General features: G+C 68.2%; 14 protein-coding genes. 7 read left to right on the forward strand and 7 right to left on the reverse strand.

Features of this window, described 5'->3' with window-relative positions:
• Positions 1 to 94: 94 nt before the first annotated feature.
• Positions 95 to 1537 (reverse strand): CCA tRNA nucleotidyltransferase, encoded by a 1443-nt coding sequence (locus tag ABD378_RS01480; protein WP_344518412.1) that lies wholly within the window; start codon positions 1535 to 1537, stop codon positions 95 to 97.
• A gap of 193 nt (positions 1538 to 1730) precedes the next feature.
• Here ABD378_RS01480 and ABD378_RS01485 point away from each other — a divergent pair, with 193 nt between their 5' ends.
• From ABD378_RS01485 to trxA, 7 genes are all read left to right on the forward strand, one after another.
• Positions 1731 to 4088 carry a DUF6049 family protein gene (locus tag ABD378_RS01485; protein ID WP_344518546.1) on the forward strand — a complete coding sequence of 786 codons (2358 nt, stop codon included), beginning with the start codon at positions 1731 to 1733 and terminating at the stop codon, positions 4086 to 4088.
• 47 nt (positions 4089 to 4135) lie between these two features.
• Positions 4136 to 6391 carry a murein biosynthesis integral membrane protein MurJ gene (gene murJ, locus ABD378_RS01490; RefSeq protein ID WP_344518413.1) on the forward strand — a complete coding sequence of 752 codons (2256 nt, stop codon included), beginning with the start codon at positions 4136 to 4138 and terminating at the stop codon, positions 6389 to 6391.
• A gap of 118 nt (positions 6392 to 6509) precedes the next feature.
• Positions 6510 to 8219, forward strand: a complete 1710-nt coding sequence (locus ABD378_RS01495) for a protein kinase family protein (protein ID WP_344518414.1) — start codon at positions 6510 to 6512, stop codon at positions 8217 to 8219.
• A 34-nt stretch (positions 8220 to 8253) separates the two neighbouring features.
• Complete coding sequence (gene sigM / locus ABD378_RS01500; RefSeq protein ID WP_344518415.1) at positions 8254 to 8988, forward strand: RNA polymerase sigma factor SigM; 735 nt, start codon at positions 8254 to 8256, stop codon at positions 8986 to 8988.
• Complete coding sequence (locus ABD378_RS01505; protein WP_344518416.1) at positions 8985 to 9950, forward strand: anti-sigma factor family protein; 966 nt, start codon at positions 8985 to 8987, stop codon at positions 9948 to 9950. Before sigM ends, ABD378_RS01505 begins: the two co-directional genes overlap by 4 nt.
• Positions 9951 to 10132: 182 nt before the next feature.
• Positions 10133 to 11092, forward strand: coding sequence for a thioredoxin-disulfide reductase (trxB, locus tag ABD378_RS01510; protein WP_344518417.1), 960 nt, complete (start codon positions 10133 to 10135; stop codon positions 11090 to 11092).
• 43 nt (positions 11093 to 11135) lie between these two features.
• The gene (gene trxA, locus ABD378_RS01515; RefSeq protein WP_344518418.1) at positions 11136 to 11468 is read left to right on the forward strand and encodes a thioredoxin; all 333 of its coding nucleotides are present in this window, start codon (positions 11136 to 11138) and stop codon (positions 11466 to 11468) included.
• Between the two features lie 105 nt (positions 11469 to 11573).
• On the opposite strand, the gene ABD378_RS01520 is transcribed toward trxA, so the two are convergent.
• The 6 genes from ABD378_RS01520 to yidC all read right to left on the reverse strand — a co-directional run bounded on the left by ABD378_RS01520 (position 11574) and on the right by yidC (position 17621).
• Positions 11574 to 12191, reverse strand: a complete 618-nt coding sequence (locus tag ABD378_RS01520) for a GNAT family N-acetyltransferase (RefSeq protein WP_160506106.1) — start codon at positions 12189 to 12191, stop codon at positions 11574 to 11576.
• Between the two features lie 307 nt (positions 12192 to 12498).
• The gene (locus ABD378_RS01525) at positions 12499 to 13611 is read right to left on the reverse strand and encodes a ParB/RepB/Spo0J family partition protein (RefSeq protein ID WP_344518420.1); all 1113 of its coding nucleotides are present in this window, start codon (positions 13609 to 13611) and stop codon (positions 12499 to 12501) included.
• Positions 13608 to 14684: a ParA family protein gene (locus tag ABD378_RS01530; RefSeq protein ID WP_344518547.1), complete on the reverse strand. Its 1077-nt coding sequence runs from the start codon at positions 14682 to 14684 to the stop codon at positions 13608 to 13610. Before ABD378_RS01530 ends, ABD378_RS01525 begins: the two co-directional genes overlap by 4 nt.
• Positions 14685 to 14968: 284 nt before the next feature.
• Entirely contained in the window at positions 14969 to 15685 is a 717-nt protein-coding gene (rsmG, locus tag ABD378_RS01535; RefSeq protein ID WP_344518421.1) for a 16S rRNA (guanine(527)-N(7))-methyltransferase RsmG, read from the reverse strand.
• Between the two features lie 98 nt (positions 15686 to 15783).
• Complete coding sequence (locus ABD378_RS01540) at positions 15784 to 16311, reverse strand: Jag family protein (protein ID WP_344518422.1); 528 nt, start codon at positions 16309 to 16311, stop codon at positions 15784 to 15786.
• A 14-nt stretch (positions 16312 to 16325) separates the two neighbouring features.
• Positions 16326 to 17621 (reverse strand): membrane protein insertase YidC, encoded by a 1296-nt coding sequence (gene yidC / locus ABD378_RS01545; protein ID WP_344518423.1) that lies wholly within the window; start codon positions 17619 to 17621, stop codon positions 16326 to 16328.
• Between the last annotated feature and the right edge of the window lies 1 nt (position 17622).

Genomic DNA, 17622 nt, shown 5'->3' on the forward strand with positions numbered 1-17622 from the left:
ACGCGAAGGGGCACTGTTTCACGTGAAACAGTGCCCCTTCGCATGTCCGGATCCGGTGCGATGTTTCACGTGAAACATCGCACCGAGCTCCATCTCACTCCTGCGCGGCCCACCACTCCTTGAGCGCCGCCACCGCGGCATCCCGCTCCATCGGGCCGTTCTCCAGCCTCAGCTCCAGCAGGAACTTGTAGGCCTGACCGATCGCCGGGCCCGGTCGCACGTCCAGGACCTCCATGATCTCGTTGCCGTCCAGGTCGGGACGGATCGACTCCAGCTCCTCCTGCTCCTGAAGCCGCGCGATGCGCTCTTCCAGGCCGTCGTACGCACGTGACAGCGCATTGGCCTTCCGCTTGTTCCGCGTCGTGCAGTCGGACCGGGTCAGCTTGTGCAGTCGGCTGAGGAGAGGGCCCGCGTCGCGCACGTAGCGCCGCACGGCCGAGTCCGTCCACTCGCCCGTCCCGTAGCCATGGAAACGCAGGTGCAGCTCCACCAGACGCGAGACGTCCTTGACGAGCTCGTTCGAGTACTTGAGCGCCGTCATCCGCTTCTTGGTCATCTTGGCGCCCACCACCTCGTGGTGGTGGAAGGAGACCCGGCCGTCGTCCTCGAAGCGCCGTGTCCGCGGCTTCCCGATGTCGTGCAGCAGCGCCGCGAGCCGCAGCGTCAGGTCCGGGCCGTCCTCCTCCAGCGCCATCGCCTGCTCGAGGACGATCAGCGAGTGGTCATAGACGTCCTTGTGACGATGGTGCTCGTCGCTCTCCAGACGCAGCGCCGGAAGCTCGGGCAGCACGCGGTCGGCGAGGCCCGTGTCGACAAGTAGAGCAAGTCCCTTCGCCGGGTTCGGCGAGAGGATCAGCTTGTTCAGTTCGTCACGGACGCGCTCCGCGGAGACGATGTCGATGCGCTCGGCCATCGCCTTCGTCGCCGCGACGACCTCCGGAGCCACCTCGAAGTCCAGCTGCGCTGCGAACCGTGCGGCCCGCATCATCCGCAGCGGGTCATCGGAGAACGAGTCCTCCGGAGCGCCAGGGGTACGCAGGACACGCTCGGCCAGGTCCTCGAGCCCCCCGTGCGGGTCGACGAACTCCTTCTCGGGAAGAGCGACGGCCATCGCGTTCACGGTGAAATCACGGCGTACGAGGTCTTCCTCGATGGAGTCGCCGTACGACACCTCGGGCTTGCGCGAGGTCCTGTCGTACGCCTCCGACCGGTAGGTCGTGACCTCGATCTGGTAGCCGTCCTTCTGGCTCCCGACCGTACCGAAGGCGATCCCGACCTCCCACACCGAGTCCGCCCACGGCCTGACGATCTTCAGTACGTCCTCGGGGCGGGCATCGGTCGTGAAGTCCAGGTCATTGCCGAGCCGGCCAAGGAGCGCGTCTCTGACCGACCCGCCGACCAGGGCGAGGGAGAACCCGGCCTCCTGGAAACGGCGGGCAAGATCGTCCGCGACAGGGGACACACGCAGCAGTTCACTGACCGCGCGGCGCTGCACCTGGCTCAGTGCGCTGGGATTTTCTTCATTGGCGTTCGGCACAACAGAAAAGGGTACGTGCCCCGGACGCCCCAGGCCGCCCGGTTTTCGGCGGGGCCGTCGGAGCCGCGCGCCCCTCCCCGGCCAGGTCTTCCGATCATGTGGAGCAGTCCGCGGCACTTCGCCACAGCGCACCTCGTTACCATGCGTGGACGCACAACCGACGACCACTGACGACAACGAGGACGGGCAACGCGTGGCCGAGGCGGCAGACTTCCCGGGGACCAGTCCCTCACCTGCCCGCCGGTGGCTGCGGCGTACGGCAGCGTTGCTGGCTGCGGCCCCATTGCTGACCGGGATGCTGCAGCTGCCGGCGGCGCCGACCGCGCACGCCGCGGCGCCGAGCGCTGAAGCGAGCGCGGCAGCAGACGCCACCGGTTCGAACACCGTCGACGTCTCGCTCAACAAACTCACACCCACCGCCCCGTCGGACGGAGACACGCTCACCGTCTCCGGCACGGTCACCAACGAGGGCAAGCAGTCGGTGACGGGGGCCGAGGTCGGGCTGCGCCTGGGGCCGGTCCTGAACGGCAGGAGCCAGATCGACTCCGCCGCCAAGCGCACCGGCTACCAGCAGGGAGCCGACGGCACGGAGGTCGGCGGCAAGTACGTCAAGAAGTTCTCCAAGCTCGCCCCCGGCATCCGTCAGGACTTCAGCATCTCCGTACCCGTCAAGGCGCTGGACCTCGGCGCCGACGGCGTCTACCAGCTCGGTGTCTCACTCACGGGCCGGACCAGCGCCCAGCCCTGGTCCCAGGTGCTCGGCTTCGAGCGGACCTTCCTGCCGTGGCAGTCGGACGCCGCCGACACGAAGACCAAGACGACCTATCTGTGGCCGCTCATCTCCACCGCGCACCTCACGGCGGAGACCGGCTCGGACGAGCAGCAGACGCCTGTCTTCACGGACGACGACCTGGCCAAGGAGCTCGCCCCCGGCGGTCGCCTGGAGCAAATGCTGTCCCTGGGCCGCCAGCTCGATGTCACCTGGGTCATCGATCCCGACCTGCTGGCCTCGGTCGACGCGATGACCCGGAACTACCGGGTGCAGACCGCCGACGGCAAGAGCACCACGGCGGGCAAGGGCCAGGCGGTCGCCAAGGAGTGGCTCAACAAACTCGAGCAGACCGTGAAGGACGAGAAGGTCGTCGCGCTGCCCTTCGCCGACCCTGACCTGGCCTCGCTCGCCCACAACGGCAAGACCGTCACCGGTTCCCTGGGCCAGCTCAAGGACGCCACCGATGTGGGGGCGGAGGCCGTGGAGGTCATCCTCCACGTCAAGCCGCAGTCGGACTTCGCGTGGCCCGTTGACGGCGCCCTCGATCCGTCGATCGTCGACGTCTCCACCTCGGCGGGCGCCCACTCGGTGATCACCCGGAGCGACAGCCTGCGTGAGGGCGACGCGCTGCCCTACACGCCCAACGCCGCCCGCCCCATCGGCGGCGGCACGACGGCCGTGGTGGCCGACGCACGCCTCTCCACGGCCTTCCAGGGCGACATGACAGGGGCCGAGAACTCCACGCTCGCCGTGCAGCAGTTCCTCGCCCAGAGCCTGATGGTGACGCTGCAGGACCCCGACAATCAGCGCAACATCGTCGTCGCCCCGCAGCGCATGCCGTCCGCCAGCCAGGCCCAGGCGATGGCGAAGGCACTGACCGCCCTCTCCGACGAGCGCTGGTCGGAGCCGCAGGACCTGTCGGCGGCGGCGAAGGCGAAGCCGGACCCGTCAGCCACGACCCAGGTGCCTTCGGCCGGGTCGTACCCGGCGTCGCTGCGCAAGCAGGAGCTGCCGAAGTCGGCCTTCAAGTCCATCCAGAACACCCAGAACAAACTCAACCGCTTCCAGACGATCCTCAGCGAGCCCGACCGCGTCATCACGCCCTTCGGGCGGGCCATAGACCGTGAGATGTCGACGTCCTGGCGGGGCAGGTCCGCCGAGGCGGCGACATTCCGCCAGGGCGTGGAGAACTACCTGACCACGCTCATCGAACAAGTGGCGCTGATCAAGAAGTCCGACGCGAAGCTCTCGGGCCGCAGCGCGACCATCCCGGTGACGGTGCAGAACAACCTGGTCCAGGGCGTCGACCACATGGTTCTGCGCCTGACCTCGGAGAACCCCACCCGCCTGAAGATCGGCGACAAGGCTTACTACGAGCAGCCGGTCAAGGTCGCGGGCGGGCACGCCCAGTCGGTGAAGTTCACCACGACGGCCAATGCCAACGGCCCGGTCCCGGTCTACGCCCAGCTCTACACCGAGGACGGCCAGCCGTACGGCGAAGCGGTCCGCTTCGACGTGAACGTCACCGAGATCACCCTCACCGTGATGCTGGTCATCGCGGGCGGCGTACTGCTCCTCGTCCTCGCCGGATTCCGGATGTACACCCAGCGCAAGCGGGCCGCCCGGCAGCAGGCCGAGGAGGGCCCGGAGGACGGTCCCGAGGGCGAGTCAGGCACGGAGCCGGGTGAGGACGACCCCGAGCAGCCGAGTGACCCGTCACCGGACACCGCTCCGGAAAGCACCGACCCGTCGGACACGGGTGAGAGAGTGGACCGTTGAGCGATGTCGTGGCCGGTGGGCCCGGGGACGATGAGGTGGGGTAATCCATGAACGCGCCGTACGACGGTGACCGTGGCCAGGGCGCGGGCGGTTCCGGTCCCCCTGAGGACGGGCAGGTGCCACCCCAGCCCGCCCCGGACCTGTACCTCCAGGACGCCTACGACCAGGACCCCTACCGGGCACAGGACCTCACCGCCCAGGACCCGGTGACCGAGGCGCTGTACGACCGCGCCGCGCACCCCCCGCCGCCGCCCGGCTACTACCAGGACCCCCAGCCGCTCTACTCCCAGCCGCCCTCACCGCAGCACGCCCCGGACCCCCGCGTGTGGGCCCAGACCCCGGCCCCCGAACCCGAAGGACCGACCCGGCACCTCCCGTACGGCGACGACGCCCGTACGACGCAGTTCGTGGGCGTCGACGACCTGGTCACCCAGGCCGGCGAGGAGCGCCACGAGCCGGACGCCTTCGCCCACCTCTTCCGGGACCAGCAGCCGGGCGGCTACCGCGAGCAGCAGGCCGCCACCTATCAGCAGGGCGGCGGCTACCCCCAGGACGGCTATCCCCAAGGCAACGGCTACCAACAACCGGGCGGCCACCAGCCCCCCGAGCCTCCGATGGTCCCGGCCCCGGCAGCTCCCCCGACTCCCGCACCGGCCCCGAAGTCGGGTGGCGGAGGTCGGGCGTCGAGCCTGTTGAAGTCGAGTGCGGTGATGGCCGCGGGCACGATGGTCTCCCGGCTCACCGGTTTCATCCGCTCCGCGCTGATTGTCGCCGCGCTGGGCGTCAGCCTGCTGGGTGACACCTTCCAGGTCGCCTACCAGTTGCCGACGATGATCTACATCCTGACCGTCGGCGGCGGTCTGAACTCGGTCTTCGTGCCGCAGCTCGTCCGCGCCATGAAGGACGACAGCGACGGCGGCCAGGCCTACGCAAACAGGCTCCTCACGGTCGTCATGGTGGTGCTCGGCGCGCTCACGGTGGGCGCGATGTTCGCCGCGCCACTGTTCGTCCGCATGCTCGCCGTACCCGTCGCCAACGACCCCGCGGCCAACGAGGTCGCGATCACGTTCGTCCGGTACTTCCTGCCCTCGATCTTCTTCATGGGCGTCCATGTGGTGATGGGGCAGATCCTGAACGCCCGCGGATCGTTCGGCCCGATGATGTGGACCCCGGTCCTCAACAACATCGTCATCATCTGCACCCTCGGCACCTTCATCTGGGTGTACGGCACGATCGACACCTCGCACATGACCGCCGGCACGATGCCGCCCGAGGCCGAGCGGCTGCTCGGGATCGGCATCCTGCTCGGCATCGTCGTCCAGGGCCTCGCGATGATCCCGTACCTGCGGGAGTCCGGATTCAAGCTGAAGCTGCGCTTCGACTGGAAGGGCCACGGCCTCGGCAAGGCCGCGAAGCTCGCCAAGTGGACCGTGCTCTTCGTGCTCGCCAACCAGGCGGGCGCCATCTTCGTCATCCAGCTGTCCACCGCGGCGGGCAAGGAATCCGGTGTCGACGGCACCGGCTTCGCGGCCTACGCCAACGCTCAGCTCATCTGGGGTCTGCCGCAGGCCATCATCACCGTGTCGCTGATGGCCGCCTTGCTGCCCCGGCTGTCCCGCTCCGCCCACGACGGGGACACCGGAGCCGTCCGGGACGACATCTCACAGGGACTGCGCAACACAGCGGTCGCCATTGTCCCGATCTCCTTCGGGTTCATCGCGCTCGGCATCCCGATGTGCACGCTGATCTTCGGCGGCTCCGGCGCAGACAGCGCCACGAACATGGGCTACATGCTGATGGCCTTCAGCCTCGGCCTGATCCCGTACTCCGTGCAGTACGTCGTCCTGCGTGCGTTCTACGCCTACGAAGACACACGCACCCCCTTCTACAACACGGTCATCGTGGCCGGCGCGAACGCGGTGGCCGCCGTGCTCTGCTTCTACCTGCTGCCGACCCGCTGGGCGGTGGCCGGTATGGCCGCGTCCTACGGCCTCGCGTACGCGATCGGCGTGGGTGTCGCCTGGCAGCGGCTGCGCAAGCGTCTGGGCGGCGATCTCGACGGCTCACACGTGCTGCGCACGTACGCCCGTCTCGGGATGGCCTCGGTGCCCGCAGCGCTCCTCGGCGGCGGCGCCGCGTACGCGATCACCCAAGGGCTCGGACAGGGTGTCCTCGGCTCTCTCGCCGCCCTGATCGGCGGTGGAATCGTTCTCGGCGCCGTCTTCTTCGTGGCCGCCCGAAAGATGCGGATTGCGGAGCTCAATTCCATGGTCGGGATGGTCCGCGGCCGTCTCGGACGGTGAGATCCAGGGGTTCGCACAACCATCACCGGCCACCGCGTGTCGTGCATAGCGCCGGACTGTGGGCACAATTGGCTTTGGCGTCTGACGAAGCGCAATGGATGGGGAGGCAGGAACGACGGTGGCGGAACGGAGCACGGCTGCCGTCGACGTGGCAGACAACAGCGGCGATGAGCCGCTGACCGCGAAGGCGGACGAGGCCACGGCCGACGGGGTGGCCCAGACCCGGGAGCGGGAAACGGCAGAAGAAGGCGCAGCAGAGACCGGTGAGCCCACTGGCCCGGGGGCGGCATCACCCCCCGAGCTGCACAGCGGTCACAAGCTCGCCAGACGCTATCGACTCGAAGAGTGCGTCACCCGTCTGGACGGTTTCAGCAGCTGGCGTGCGGTGGACGAGAAGCTCCGCCGGGCCGTCGGTGTACATCTGCTGCCCGCGGACCATCCACGGGCACGATCGGTACTCGCCGCGGCCCGCTCGTCGGCGCTGCTCGGCGACCCCCGCTTCGTGCACGTCCTGGACGCGGTGGAGGAGAACGACCTCGTCTACGTGGTGCACGAGTGGCTGCCCGACGCCACGGAACTCACCGCGCTGCTCGCGGCGGGCCCTCTTGAGGCGCACGACGCGTACCAGCTCGTCAGTCAGGTCGCCCAGGCCATGGCTGCCGCCCATCGTGAGGGCCTCGCCCACCTGCGGCTGACCCCGAGCGCGGTGCTGCGGACGTCCTCCGGTCAGTACCGCATCCGCGGCCTCGCCGTGAACGCGGCGCTGCGCGGCATCAGCTCCGACACCCCGCAGCGCACGGACACCGAAGCGGTCGGTGCACTCCTGTACGCCTCGCTGACCCAGCGCTGGCCGTACGAGGACGACGCGTACGGCCTCTCCGGGCTGCCCAAGGGTGTCGGTCTGATCGCCCCCGACCAAGTGCGCGCAGGCGTGCACAGGGGCCTCTCCGAACTCGCCATGCGCGCGCTCGTGAACGAGGGTGCGACGGCCTCCCGCCAGGAGCCGCCGTGCACGACGCCGGAGGAGCTGGTGAAGGCGATCGGCGAGATGCCCCGCATCCGCCCGCCGGAGCCCGCGTTCACCGCACCGCCCGAGTACCAGCGCACGACCTATCAACAGGGCACGTACGGCCGCACCGCGCCCCGTCCGGGCGCCACCCAGCCAGTGCCCACCCCACCGCCTCCGCTGCAGAGCCGTACCGGAAAGGCCCTCAAGTGGGCTGTGTCCGCACTGCTCATCGCGGCCCTGGGGCTCGGTAGCTGGCAGCTTGCGGACGCGCTGATGGACCGGGGGAACTCCGATGAACCCGGCAGCTCGGACACCTCCGACGAGGGCGACAAGAACAAGCCGAAGCCCACGCATCCGATCAAGATCGCGAACGCCCAGGAGTACGTCCTCGAGGGCGAAGCTCAGGACCTTCAAGGCGTCCCCAACACGTACGACGGCGACGACTCGACGTACTGGCGGACCAACAGCTTCATAGGGGGCCCCAAGCTGGCCCCCTACAAGCCCGGCGTCGGCATCGTGTACGACCTCGGCAAGGAGCAGGACGTGTCGGCCGCGTCGCTCGGGCTCCGCTACCTCGGCGACCACACGACGGTCGAGCTGTATGCCGCGGACTCGATGTCCTCGTCGACGCCCCCGAGCTCGATGAAGAAGATCGGGACCGCCACGACCACGGGCCAATCCGCGAAGATCAAGGCGAAGAGGCCGGTCTCGACGCGGTACGTACTCGTCTGGCTCACCGATGTACCGCGGTCACCGCGTGATGAGTACAGCAGCGCGGGGTACAAGCAGGCCATCACGGACGTGAAGTTCACAGGCTGACGGGCCAAGGCTCACCGGGGGAGGGGGTTCGACGGTGGACGACACCACGCACGGCGAGATGAGCGACCAGGACCTCCTGGCCCGCCACGTGGCCGGGGACAAGGACGCCTTCGGCGAACTCGTCCGACGCCATCGCGATCGCCTGTGGGCCGTGGCCCTGCGCACGCTGGGCGACCGCGAGGAAGCCGCTGACGCCGTCCAGGACGCTCTCGTCTCCGCCTACCGTGCCGCGCACACCTTCCGCGGGCAGTCGGCCGTCACGACGTGGTTGCATCGGATCACCGTGAACGCCTGCCTCGACCGGGCGCGCAAGGCGGCGTCCCGGAAGACCTCTCCCATCGACGACAACGAACGGCTCGAGCAGCTCCTCGAGCCGCACGAGTCAGCGGCGGCCCCCGTCGAGCGTGGCGATCTGCACCGCGAGGTCGTCGAGGCGCTGGGCACCCTGCCGCACGACCAGCGCGCCGCCCTGGTCCTTGTGGACATGCAGGGCTATCCGGTGGCCGAGGCGGCCCTCGTGCTCGAAGTGCCCACCGGCACCGTGAAGAGCCGCTGCGCACGCGGCAGAGCCAGACTGCTGCCGCTGCTCACCCACCTGCGCACGGAGACGCGCGCGCAGCGCGGAGACAGCGGCGCCGACAAGGACGGCAAGAAGCCGGACCCGGGAAGGAACCGGACGCAGGGGACATCCGTCCCACCTGCAGCGGGACCACGGGATGCGGGACCAAGCGATTCAGCTGCTGTGAAGGGCGGAGGTGGGCGAGCGTGACAACCACGACCGACTCGGCCGGGCACCCAGAAGTCGCTGAGATCTCCGACCTCACGGAGGGGCTGCTCACTCCGTCCCGAACCGTCGATGTGCGGCGACACCTGGACGGCTGCCCGCTCTGCGCCGATGTCTACGACTCCCTGGAGGAGATCCGCGGCATGCTCGGCACGCTGCCGGGACCGCCACGGATGCCGGCCGACGTCGCCGGGCGCATCGACGCGGCGCTGGCGGCGGAAGCTCTGCTGGACTCCATCGCGCCCGGCTCCGTCGAAATCGCGCCCGTCTCCGTCGAGTCGATCGATCCGGACCCAGCACTCAAGCCGGCGGCCGCTGTGCGTGTTTCACGTGAAACAACGCCCGCCTCCGGCCCACCCGCAGACCGGCCCCCGGGGCACGCCCGTGCCGCCACGGGCCCCGGACGCGGAAGCAAGTTCCGGAGTGGCCGTCGGCGCAACGTAGTGCTCGGTGCTGTCTTCACCGCAGCCGCCATCGGTCTCGGTTCCTTGCTGATACAGAACGTGGGCGGCGACTCGGGCGGTAAGAGCGACACGGCATCGGGCCACTCCGACTCCGCGCACGCCTTCTCCGAAGGCACGCTCAAGGGCCAGGTGACCGACCTGCTCACCGAGGCGCCCACCAAGGGACCCGACTCCTCCGGCAGCGACGAGCCGTCCTTCGGCGTGCGGTCCAGCCCAGAGTCCCCGAAGGAAAAGGGAGCACCGCTGCGCGAGGCCACGGTCAGCATCCCGAAGTGCATTCAGCTCGGCATCGGCGACAGGACAGCGCTCGCCGCCGAAGAGGGCACCTATAAGGGGAAGGACGCCTACCTCGTCGTGGCGTCCCACGACTCCGACAGCACGAAGGTCTCCGCGTACGTCATCGACGCGACGTGCGTCGACAAGGCGTCGTCGGCCACCGCTGCGGGCAAGGTACTGCTGACCAACTCCTACGCGCGGCCCTGACCCTCTCACCGCCGCGGCGGTGGACTCGGCCCAGCGTGGCATCCTGACGTCCCTGACATGCTTCCGTGCGCTCGGACACGTCGGGAATGCATGCCCCGTAGGATCCGTTGGGTGGGGTGAGAGACCTGAGACAGGCACCCACCAGCAGTACGCAGCAGTCTCCAGAGACGAGGACTCAAGCCGTGACCGACGTCCGTAACGTGATCATCATCGGCTCCGGGCCCGCCGGCTACACGGCGGCGCTCTACACCGCGCGAGCGTCGCTGAAGCCCCTGGTGTTCGAGGGCGCCGTCACCGCAGGCGGTGCGCTGATGAACACCACCGAGGTGGAGAACTTCCCCGGCTTCCAGGACGGCGTCATGGGCCCCGAGCTCATGGACAACATGCGGGCCCAGGCCGAGCGCTTCGGCGCCGAGCTGGTGCCGGACGATGTGATCTCCGTCGACCTCAGCGGCGAGATCAAGACCGTGACCGACACGGCAGGCACCGTCCACCGCGCGAAGACCGTGATCGTGACGACCGGCTCCCAGCACCGCAAGCTCGGCCTGCCGAACGAGGACGCACTCTCCGGACGCGGCGTCTCCTGGTGCGCGACCTGCGACGGCTTCTTCTTCAAGGATCAGGACATCGCCGTGATCGGCGGCGGCGACACCGCGATGGAGGAAGCCACCTTCCTCTCGCGCTTCGCCAAGTCCGTGACGATCGTGCACCGCCGCGACACCCTGCGCGCCTCCAAGGCGATGCAGGAGCGCGCCTTCGCCGACCCGAAGATCAAGTTCGTGTGGGACAGCGAGATCGCCGAGATCAAGGGCGAGCAGAAGCTCTCCGGCCTGACGCTGCGCAACCTGAAGACGGGTGAGACCGCCGAGCTGCCCGTGACCGGCCTGTTCATCGCCATCGGCCACGACCCGCGTACGGAGCTCTTCAAGGGCCAGCTCACGTTGGACGACGAGGGCTACCTGAAGGTCGACGCGCCCTCGACCCGGACGAACGTTCCCGGCGTCTTCGCCGCCGGTGACGTCGTCGACCACACGTACCGCCAGGCGATCACGGCGGCCGGTACCGGCTGCTCCGCCGCCCTCGACTCCGAGCGGTTCCTCGCTGCCCTCGTGGACAGCGAGACGGCTGCCGCCGCCGTCTGACATCCCATCCTCCCCACCGCACCACCAAGTTAAGGAGCCCGCCGTGGCCGGCACTCTGAAGAACGTGACCGACGCCTCCTTCGAGGAAGACGTCCTGAAGAACGACAAGCCCGTCCTGGTGGACTTCTGGGCCGCTTGGTGCGGACCGTGCCGCCAGATCGCGCCGTCCCTCGAGGCGATCGCGGCCGAGCACGGCGACAAGATCGAGATCGTGAAGCTCAACATCGACGAGAACCCGGGCATCGCGGCCAAGTACGGCGTCATGTCCATCCCGACCCTGAACGTGTACCAGGACGGCGAGGTGGCCAAGACGATCGTCGGCGCCAAGCCGAAGGCCGCTCTCGAGCGCGACCTCGCGGACTTCATCGCCGAGTAGCGAGCGGCGTCGCGACAAGCGACGCGTTGTTTCACGTGAAACACGAATGGGCCAACCCTCCGGGGTTGGCCCATTCGCACGACAGGGGTGCGTGACCAGCATGAGTCAGAGCGGTCGGAGCACGGGCTCCTTCTGCACGGCTCCGAGCAGTCGGTCGAGCGCCAGCTCGACGTCCTCCTTCCAGGAGAGCGTCGTACGCAGCTCAAGCCTCAGCCGTGGATACGAGGGATGCGGGCGGACCGTCTTGAAGCCCACCGCCAGTAGATGATCGGCGGGCAGCACACAGGCGGGCTTCTCCCATCGGGCATCCCCGAAGGCCTCGATCGCCTTGAACCCGCGGCGCAGCAGATCCTTCGCGACTGTCTGGACGATCACACGGCCGATCCCCTGGCCCTGATAGCCCGGCATGATCCAAGCGGTCATCAGCTGCACGGCATCGGGGGACACGGGGCTCGTCGGAAACGCGGTGGCACGGGGCACGTACGCCGGCGGGGCGTACAGCACGAAGCCAACCGGAACATCATCGACGTAGACGACTCGGCCGCAGGATCCCCACTCCAGCAGGACGGCGGAGATCCACGCCTCCTTCTCGAGCTCCGGCGTACCGGCCTTTACCGCGGCCTGGCCGCTGACCGGGTCCAGCTCCCAGAAGACACACGTCCGGCAACGCTGGGGAAGGTCCGGGAGGTTGTCCAGCGTGAGCGGTACGAGCCGACGCCCCATGAAGGCTGTTCCTCACTTCCTTCGCCCGCCGCATCACGGGCGGCAGTCAGAGCGCTCCGTTCCTTCAGCAGGCTGCCGACGAATCCGCCGACGGCTCCCAGCCCAAGGCCCGCAGTCATCAGTCCGGTGCGGCTCACCGATCGCATGGCCCTCTCCCCTCCCATGAGGTGCCGTCAGCTGGATGTGCCATACCCAATCGCATCGTATCCACGATGCGATTGCACCGATACCGTAAGAAAGCAAAGAGCGGGCCGTGTTCCGGTACACACCGGACACGGCCCGCTCTCAGCGGACTGGCTGTCGAGGCTCAGGCCTCTCCGCCCTCGGACGTGTCGTCCTCGGCGGGGTCCTCGGCCAGTCCGTTCTTCAGGACCGGCCCCTCGCCCGGAGCGAGCGTCGCGAGGATGCGCTCCAGGTCCTCCAGGGAGGCGAAGTCGACGACGATCTTGCCCTTCTTCTGCCCCAGGTCCACCCTCACACGGGTCTCGAACCGGTCGGAGAGACGAGTGGCGAGGTTGGTCAGCGACGGCGATACCCGAGCGCCCGCACGCGGCCCCTTGGCCCGCGGGGCACTCTGTGGCCGTGAACCCATGAGGGTCACGATCTCCTCGACGGCCCGCACCGAGAGCCCCTCGGCCACGATCCGATGCGCCAGGCGGTCCTGCTCCTCCGAGTCCTCTACGGACAGCAGAGCACGAGCGTGGCCCGCGGAGAGCACTCCGGCGGCGACCCTGCGCTGGACGCCCGGCGACAGCTTCAGCAGCCGCAGCGTGTTCGAGACCTGCGGGCGGGAACGGCCGATCCGGTCCGCCAGCTGATCGTGCGTGCAGTTGAAGTCCTTGAGCAGCTGGTCGTAGGCGGCAGCCTCTTCCAGCGGATTCAGCTGCGCACGGTGCAGGTTCTCAAGGAGCGCGTCCAGGAGGAGCTTCTCGTCGTCCGTCGCGCGGACGATCGACGGGATGCGCTCGAGCCCTGCCTCACGGCAAGCACGCCAGCGCCGCTCGCCCATGATGAGCTCGTAGCGCGAGGCCCCTACCTGCCGTACGACGACAGGCTGGAGAAGCCCGACCTCCTTGATGGAAGTCACGAGCTCGGCGAGGGCGTCCTCGTCGAAGACCTCACGGGGCTGCCTCGGGTTGGGCGTGATGAAGTCGAGAGGCAGCTCGGCGAAGTGCGCACCGACCGGACTCTCCTCGGCCTCCACCGCTCCGTTCAGCGGCTGCTCCGTTTCATGTGAAACGGGGCTCTGCGGGAGCGCCGCCACCTTCGCGGCCGCGATCCCCCGCTCAGCGGTGAGTACCGGTACAGCACTGGGCGAGTTCGAAGCTCCGCCCATGGCCTGGGCGGTCGACTTCTCCGTCGGGGCCGCAGGGATCAGGGCGCCGAGGCCACGACCCAGCCCTCTTCGTCGCTCGCTCACTGCATCCCCTCCGTCATGCTGTGCTGATCATTCTGAGCGCCCGTGTGGGCGTGCTGTACGTCGTAGCGAACGCCGACACCGCGGAGCGCGATCTCCCGTGCCGCCTCGAAGTACGAGAGGGCACCGCTCGACCCTGGATCGTAGGTGAGCACAGTCTGCCCGTAGCTCGGCGCCTCGGAGATACGGACCGAGCGGGGAATGCTCGTCCGCAGGACCTCTTCGCCGAAGTGGCTGCGCACCTCGTCCGCCACCTGTGAGGCGAGCCGGGTCCGGCCGTCGTACATGGTGAGCAGGATCGTCGAGACGTGCAGGTTGGGGTTCAGGTGTCCCCGCACCAGGTCGACGTTGCGCAGGAGCTGACCGAGGCCCTCCAGTGCGTAGTACTCGCACTGAATCGGGATCAGCACCTCCGCGCCGGCGACCAGAGCGTTGACCGTCAGCAGACCGAGCGACGGCGGGCAGTCGATGAGGATGTAGTCCAGCGGCTGCTCGTACGCCTGGATCGCCCGCTGCAGTCGGCTCTCACGCGCCACGAGCGACACCAGCTCGATCTCCGCACCGGCGAGATCGATGGTGGCCGGAGCGCAGAAGAGTCCCTCGACATCGGGGACCGGCTGCACGACTTCTGACAGCGGCTTGCTCTCGACCAACACGTCGTAGATCGACGGAACTTCGGCGTGGTGATCGATTCCCAGAGCTGTGGAGGCGTTGCCCTGCGGGTCGAGGTCGACGACCAGGACGCGCGCGCCGTGCAGAGCGAGTGAAGCGGCGAGGTTGACGGTTGTCGTCGTCTTGCCCACTCCACCCTTCTGATTGGCAACCACCATGACTCGGGTCTGCTCGGGTCGTGGCAGGCCCTCGCCTGCACGGCCAAGGGCTTCCACCGCCAGTTGGGCAGCACGACCGATAGGGGTGTCGTCCATCGGGGGCGGTGTTTCACGTGAAACATCCTCCCCCGCCGACTCGGTACGGGGACCGGGGACCGGATCGGTCATCGGTCCCGCGATGTTGGCGTCGGACCGCAAGGATTCACTCTCCTCGACTTCAGGCTCGCAATGAACAGAGCCTCCCATGCTTTGAGGGTCGTGAACCAGCGAGGCCCGGTCTTCTGTGGACGAATCCACCTCTGTGGACAACTCCGTTCCCTTATCGAGGGAACCGAGTGGCCGGCGGTCGCGAGGTTCCGCAGCGCGGCCGCGACTGATGATGCCATGCAGCAGTGAGCGACGTTTCACGTGAAACACGATGCACGGCAGCCGGGGTGCCGCTTGCGCGACACCCCGGTATGCGTACGTTTGGAAGCTTTTGTGGAGTACGGCTCGTCGTCAGGACGGATGAACGACGAGGGTGAGACCGCTCAGCGACGACGCCGGGTCCGCCCCGTTCGGGCAGCCTTCGCGCGCTTGGCCGCGAAGCGCACACCACCGGGGCTCTCTCCGACCTCAACCCGCACGACCGTGGACAGCGGGTCCACCACGCCCTCGCCGACGTGCAGCACCGATGTGGTCACCGCGCCGAGCTTGCCCAGAGCCGCTCCCGCAGCCTTGACCTCTTCCTCGGCCGTGTCGCCCTTGAGCAACAGCATCTCCCCGTACGGACGCAGGAGCGGCACGCCCCAGGCCGCGAGGCGGTCCAGTGGCGCAACGGCCCGCGCCGTCACCACGTGGACGGGAGGCAGCTTCCCAAGGACCTCTTCGGCCCGCCCGCGCACGACCGTCACATGGTCGAGCCCGAGCAGCTCGACCACTTCGGTGAGGAAGGTCGTCCGTCGCAGCAGCGGTTCAAGCAGCGTGATCTTCAGGTCCGGCCGGACGAGAGCCAGCGGAATGCCCGGCAGACCCGCGCCCGAGCCGACGTCGCACACCATCACGTTCTCGGGCACGACCTCGGAGAGGACCGCGCAGTTCAGCAGGTGCCGCTCCCACAGCCGGGGCACTTCGCGGGGGCCGATCAGGCCGCGCCGCACTCCCGCATCGGCCAGCAACTCCGCGTACCGGACCGCGTCCGAGAAGCGCTCACCGAATACCGCCCGGGCCTGCTCGGGCGCCGAGGGGAGCTCCGCTGCCTCCGTCACGGGGACCGTCCTTCCGTACCGCACTGGGGTGGCTGACTATCAGGCTGAAAAGACCGGCCCCGCCTGTGAACAGACGGGGCCGGGAGAACGACGTGCGATCAGGCGGGAAGCACGACGACGAAGCGCGACGGCTCCTCGCCCTCGGACTCGCTGCGCAGACCGGCGGCCTTGACCGCATCATGCACGACCTTGCGCTCGAAGGGCGTCATCGGCTTGAGGTTGACCGGCTCACCGGAGCTCTTCACCTCGGCCGCGGCCTTGGCGCCCAGCTCGGAGAGCTCCTCGCGCTTCTTGGCACGGTAGCCCGCGATGTCCAGCATCAGACGGCTGCGGTCACCCGTCTCGCGGTGCACCGCGAGACGCGTCAGCTCCTGGAGCGCCTCCAGGACCTCACCGTCACGGCCGACGAGCTTCTGCAGATCGCGGCTGTTCGAGTCGCTGATGATCGAGACAGCGGCGCGGTCGGCCTCGACGTCCATGTCGATGTCGCCGTCGAGATCGGCGATGTCCAGCAGACCCTCGAGGTAGTCCGCCGCGATCTCGCCCTCCTGCTCAAGACGGGTAAGAGTGTCGCCGGCCTCGACCTCGGCCTCAGCCTCGGCGGGGGCGGTGGTGCCTTCCGTCACGGGATGGACTCCTTCTACTTCTTGGACGGGTGCTTGGGGCGCTGCTGGCCCTTGCGCTGCCCGGACTTGGCTTGGCGTGCGTTTCCTGACCCGGTCTTGCCGCCCGCGGCCTTGTCCTTGGGGGTGGCGTCCTCAGGCTCGTCCTGAGTCTTCTCCAGTGACGTCTTCGCATCCGAAGCCGTCTCCGTGTCGCTCTCCGCCTTGCTGTGTGCGGCGGCGGACTGACGCTGCGACTTGCTCTGGCGCTTGGGCTGCTGCCGCTTCGGGGCACCGCCACCGGCGGCCGGAGTGCCGTCCTCGGTCTCCGTGGCGACGGCGGACTCGCTCGGCGCGACCGAGCCGTCAGCCTGGGCGACCAGGCCTTCCTTGCTCAGACCGTTGATAAACTTGCGCTCGAACTCGTTGCGGTCACGGCCCTTGGCGACGATCGCCTTGATGACGTTCGCGTTGCCACGGCCCCGCACCTTCTTGGTGTGCGAGAGCTGCTTGTGCAGGCGCTCCAGGAACGCGGCCTGGGCCTTGGAGCCCGGAGTCGGGTTCCGACGGATCACGAACATCTGCTGGCCCATGGTCCACACGTTGGTGGTCAGCCAGTAGACGAGGACACCGACGGGGAAGTTGATGCCGAACACGGCGAACATGATCGGGAACACGTACATCAGCATCTTCTGCTGCTGCATGAACGGCGTCTTGACCGTCGTGTCCACGTTCTTCGTCATCAGCTGGCGCTGCGTGTAGAACTGCGAGAACGACATCAGGACGATCATGATCGCGGTCACGACGCGGACGTCGGTCAGCGAGGCGTGCAGCGCCGCGACCTTTTCCTCGCTGTCCATGAACTTCGCGGCCAGCGGGGCGCCGAAGATGTGCGCCTTCTGCGCGCTCTCGAGCAGCGGCTTGTCGATGACGCCGATGGTGTCGTTCGACGCGATGCCGGAGAGCACGTGGTACAGGGCGAAGAAGAACGGCGACTGCGCCAGGATGGGAAGGCACGAGGAGAGCGGGTTGGTACCCGACTCCTTGTACAGCTTCATCATCTCTTCGGACTGACGCTGCTTGTCGCTCTTGTAGCGTTCCTGGATCTTCTTCATCTCGGGCTGCAGCGTCTGCATCGCCCGGGTCGCCTTGATCTGCTTCACGAAGAGCGGGATCAGGCAGATACGGATCAGGATCACCAGGGACACGATGGACAAGCCCCAGGCCCAGCCCGTGTCAGGGCCGAAGATCGCCCCGTACAGCGAGTGGAACTGGACGATGACCCAGGAAACGGGTGTCGTGATGAAGCTGAACAGACTGGCAATCGTGTCCACT

This window comes from Streptomyces rectiviolaceus, from assembly GCF_039533825.1.
Classification (GTDB): Bacteria; Actinomycetota; Actinomycetes; order Streptomycetales; family Streptomycetaceae; genus Streptomyces; species Streptomyces rectiviolaceus.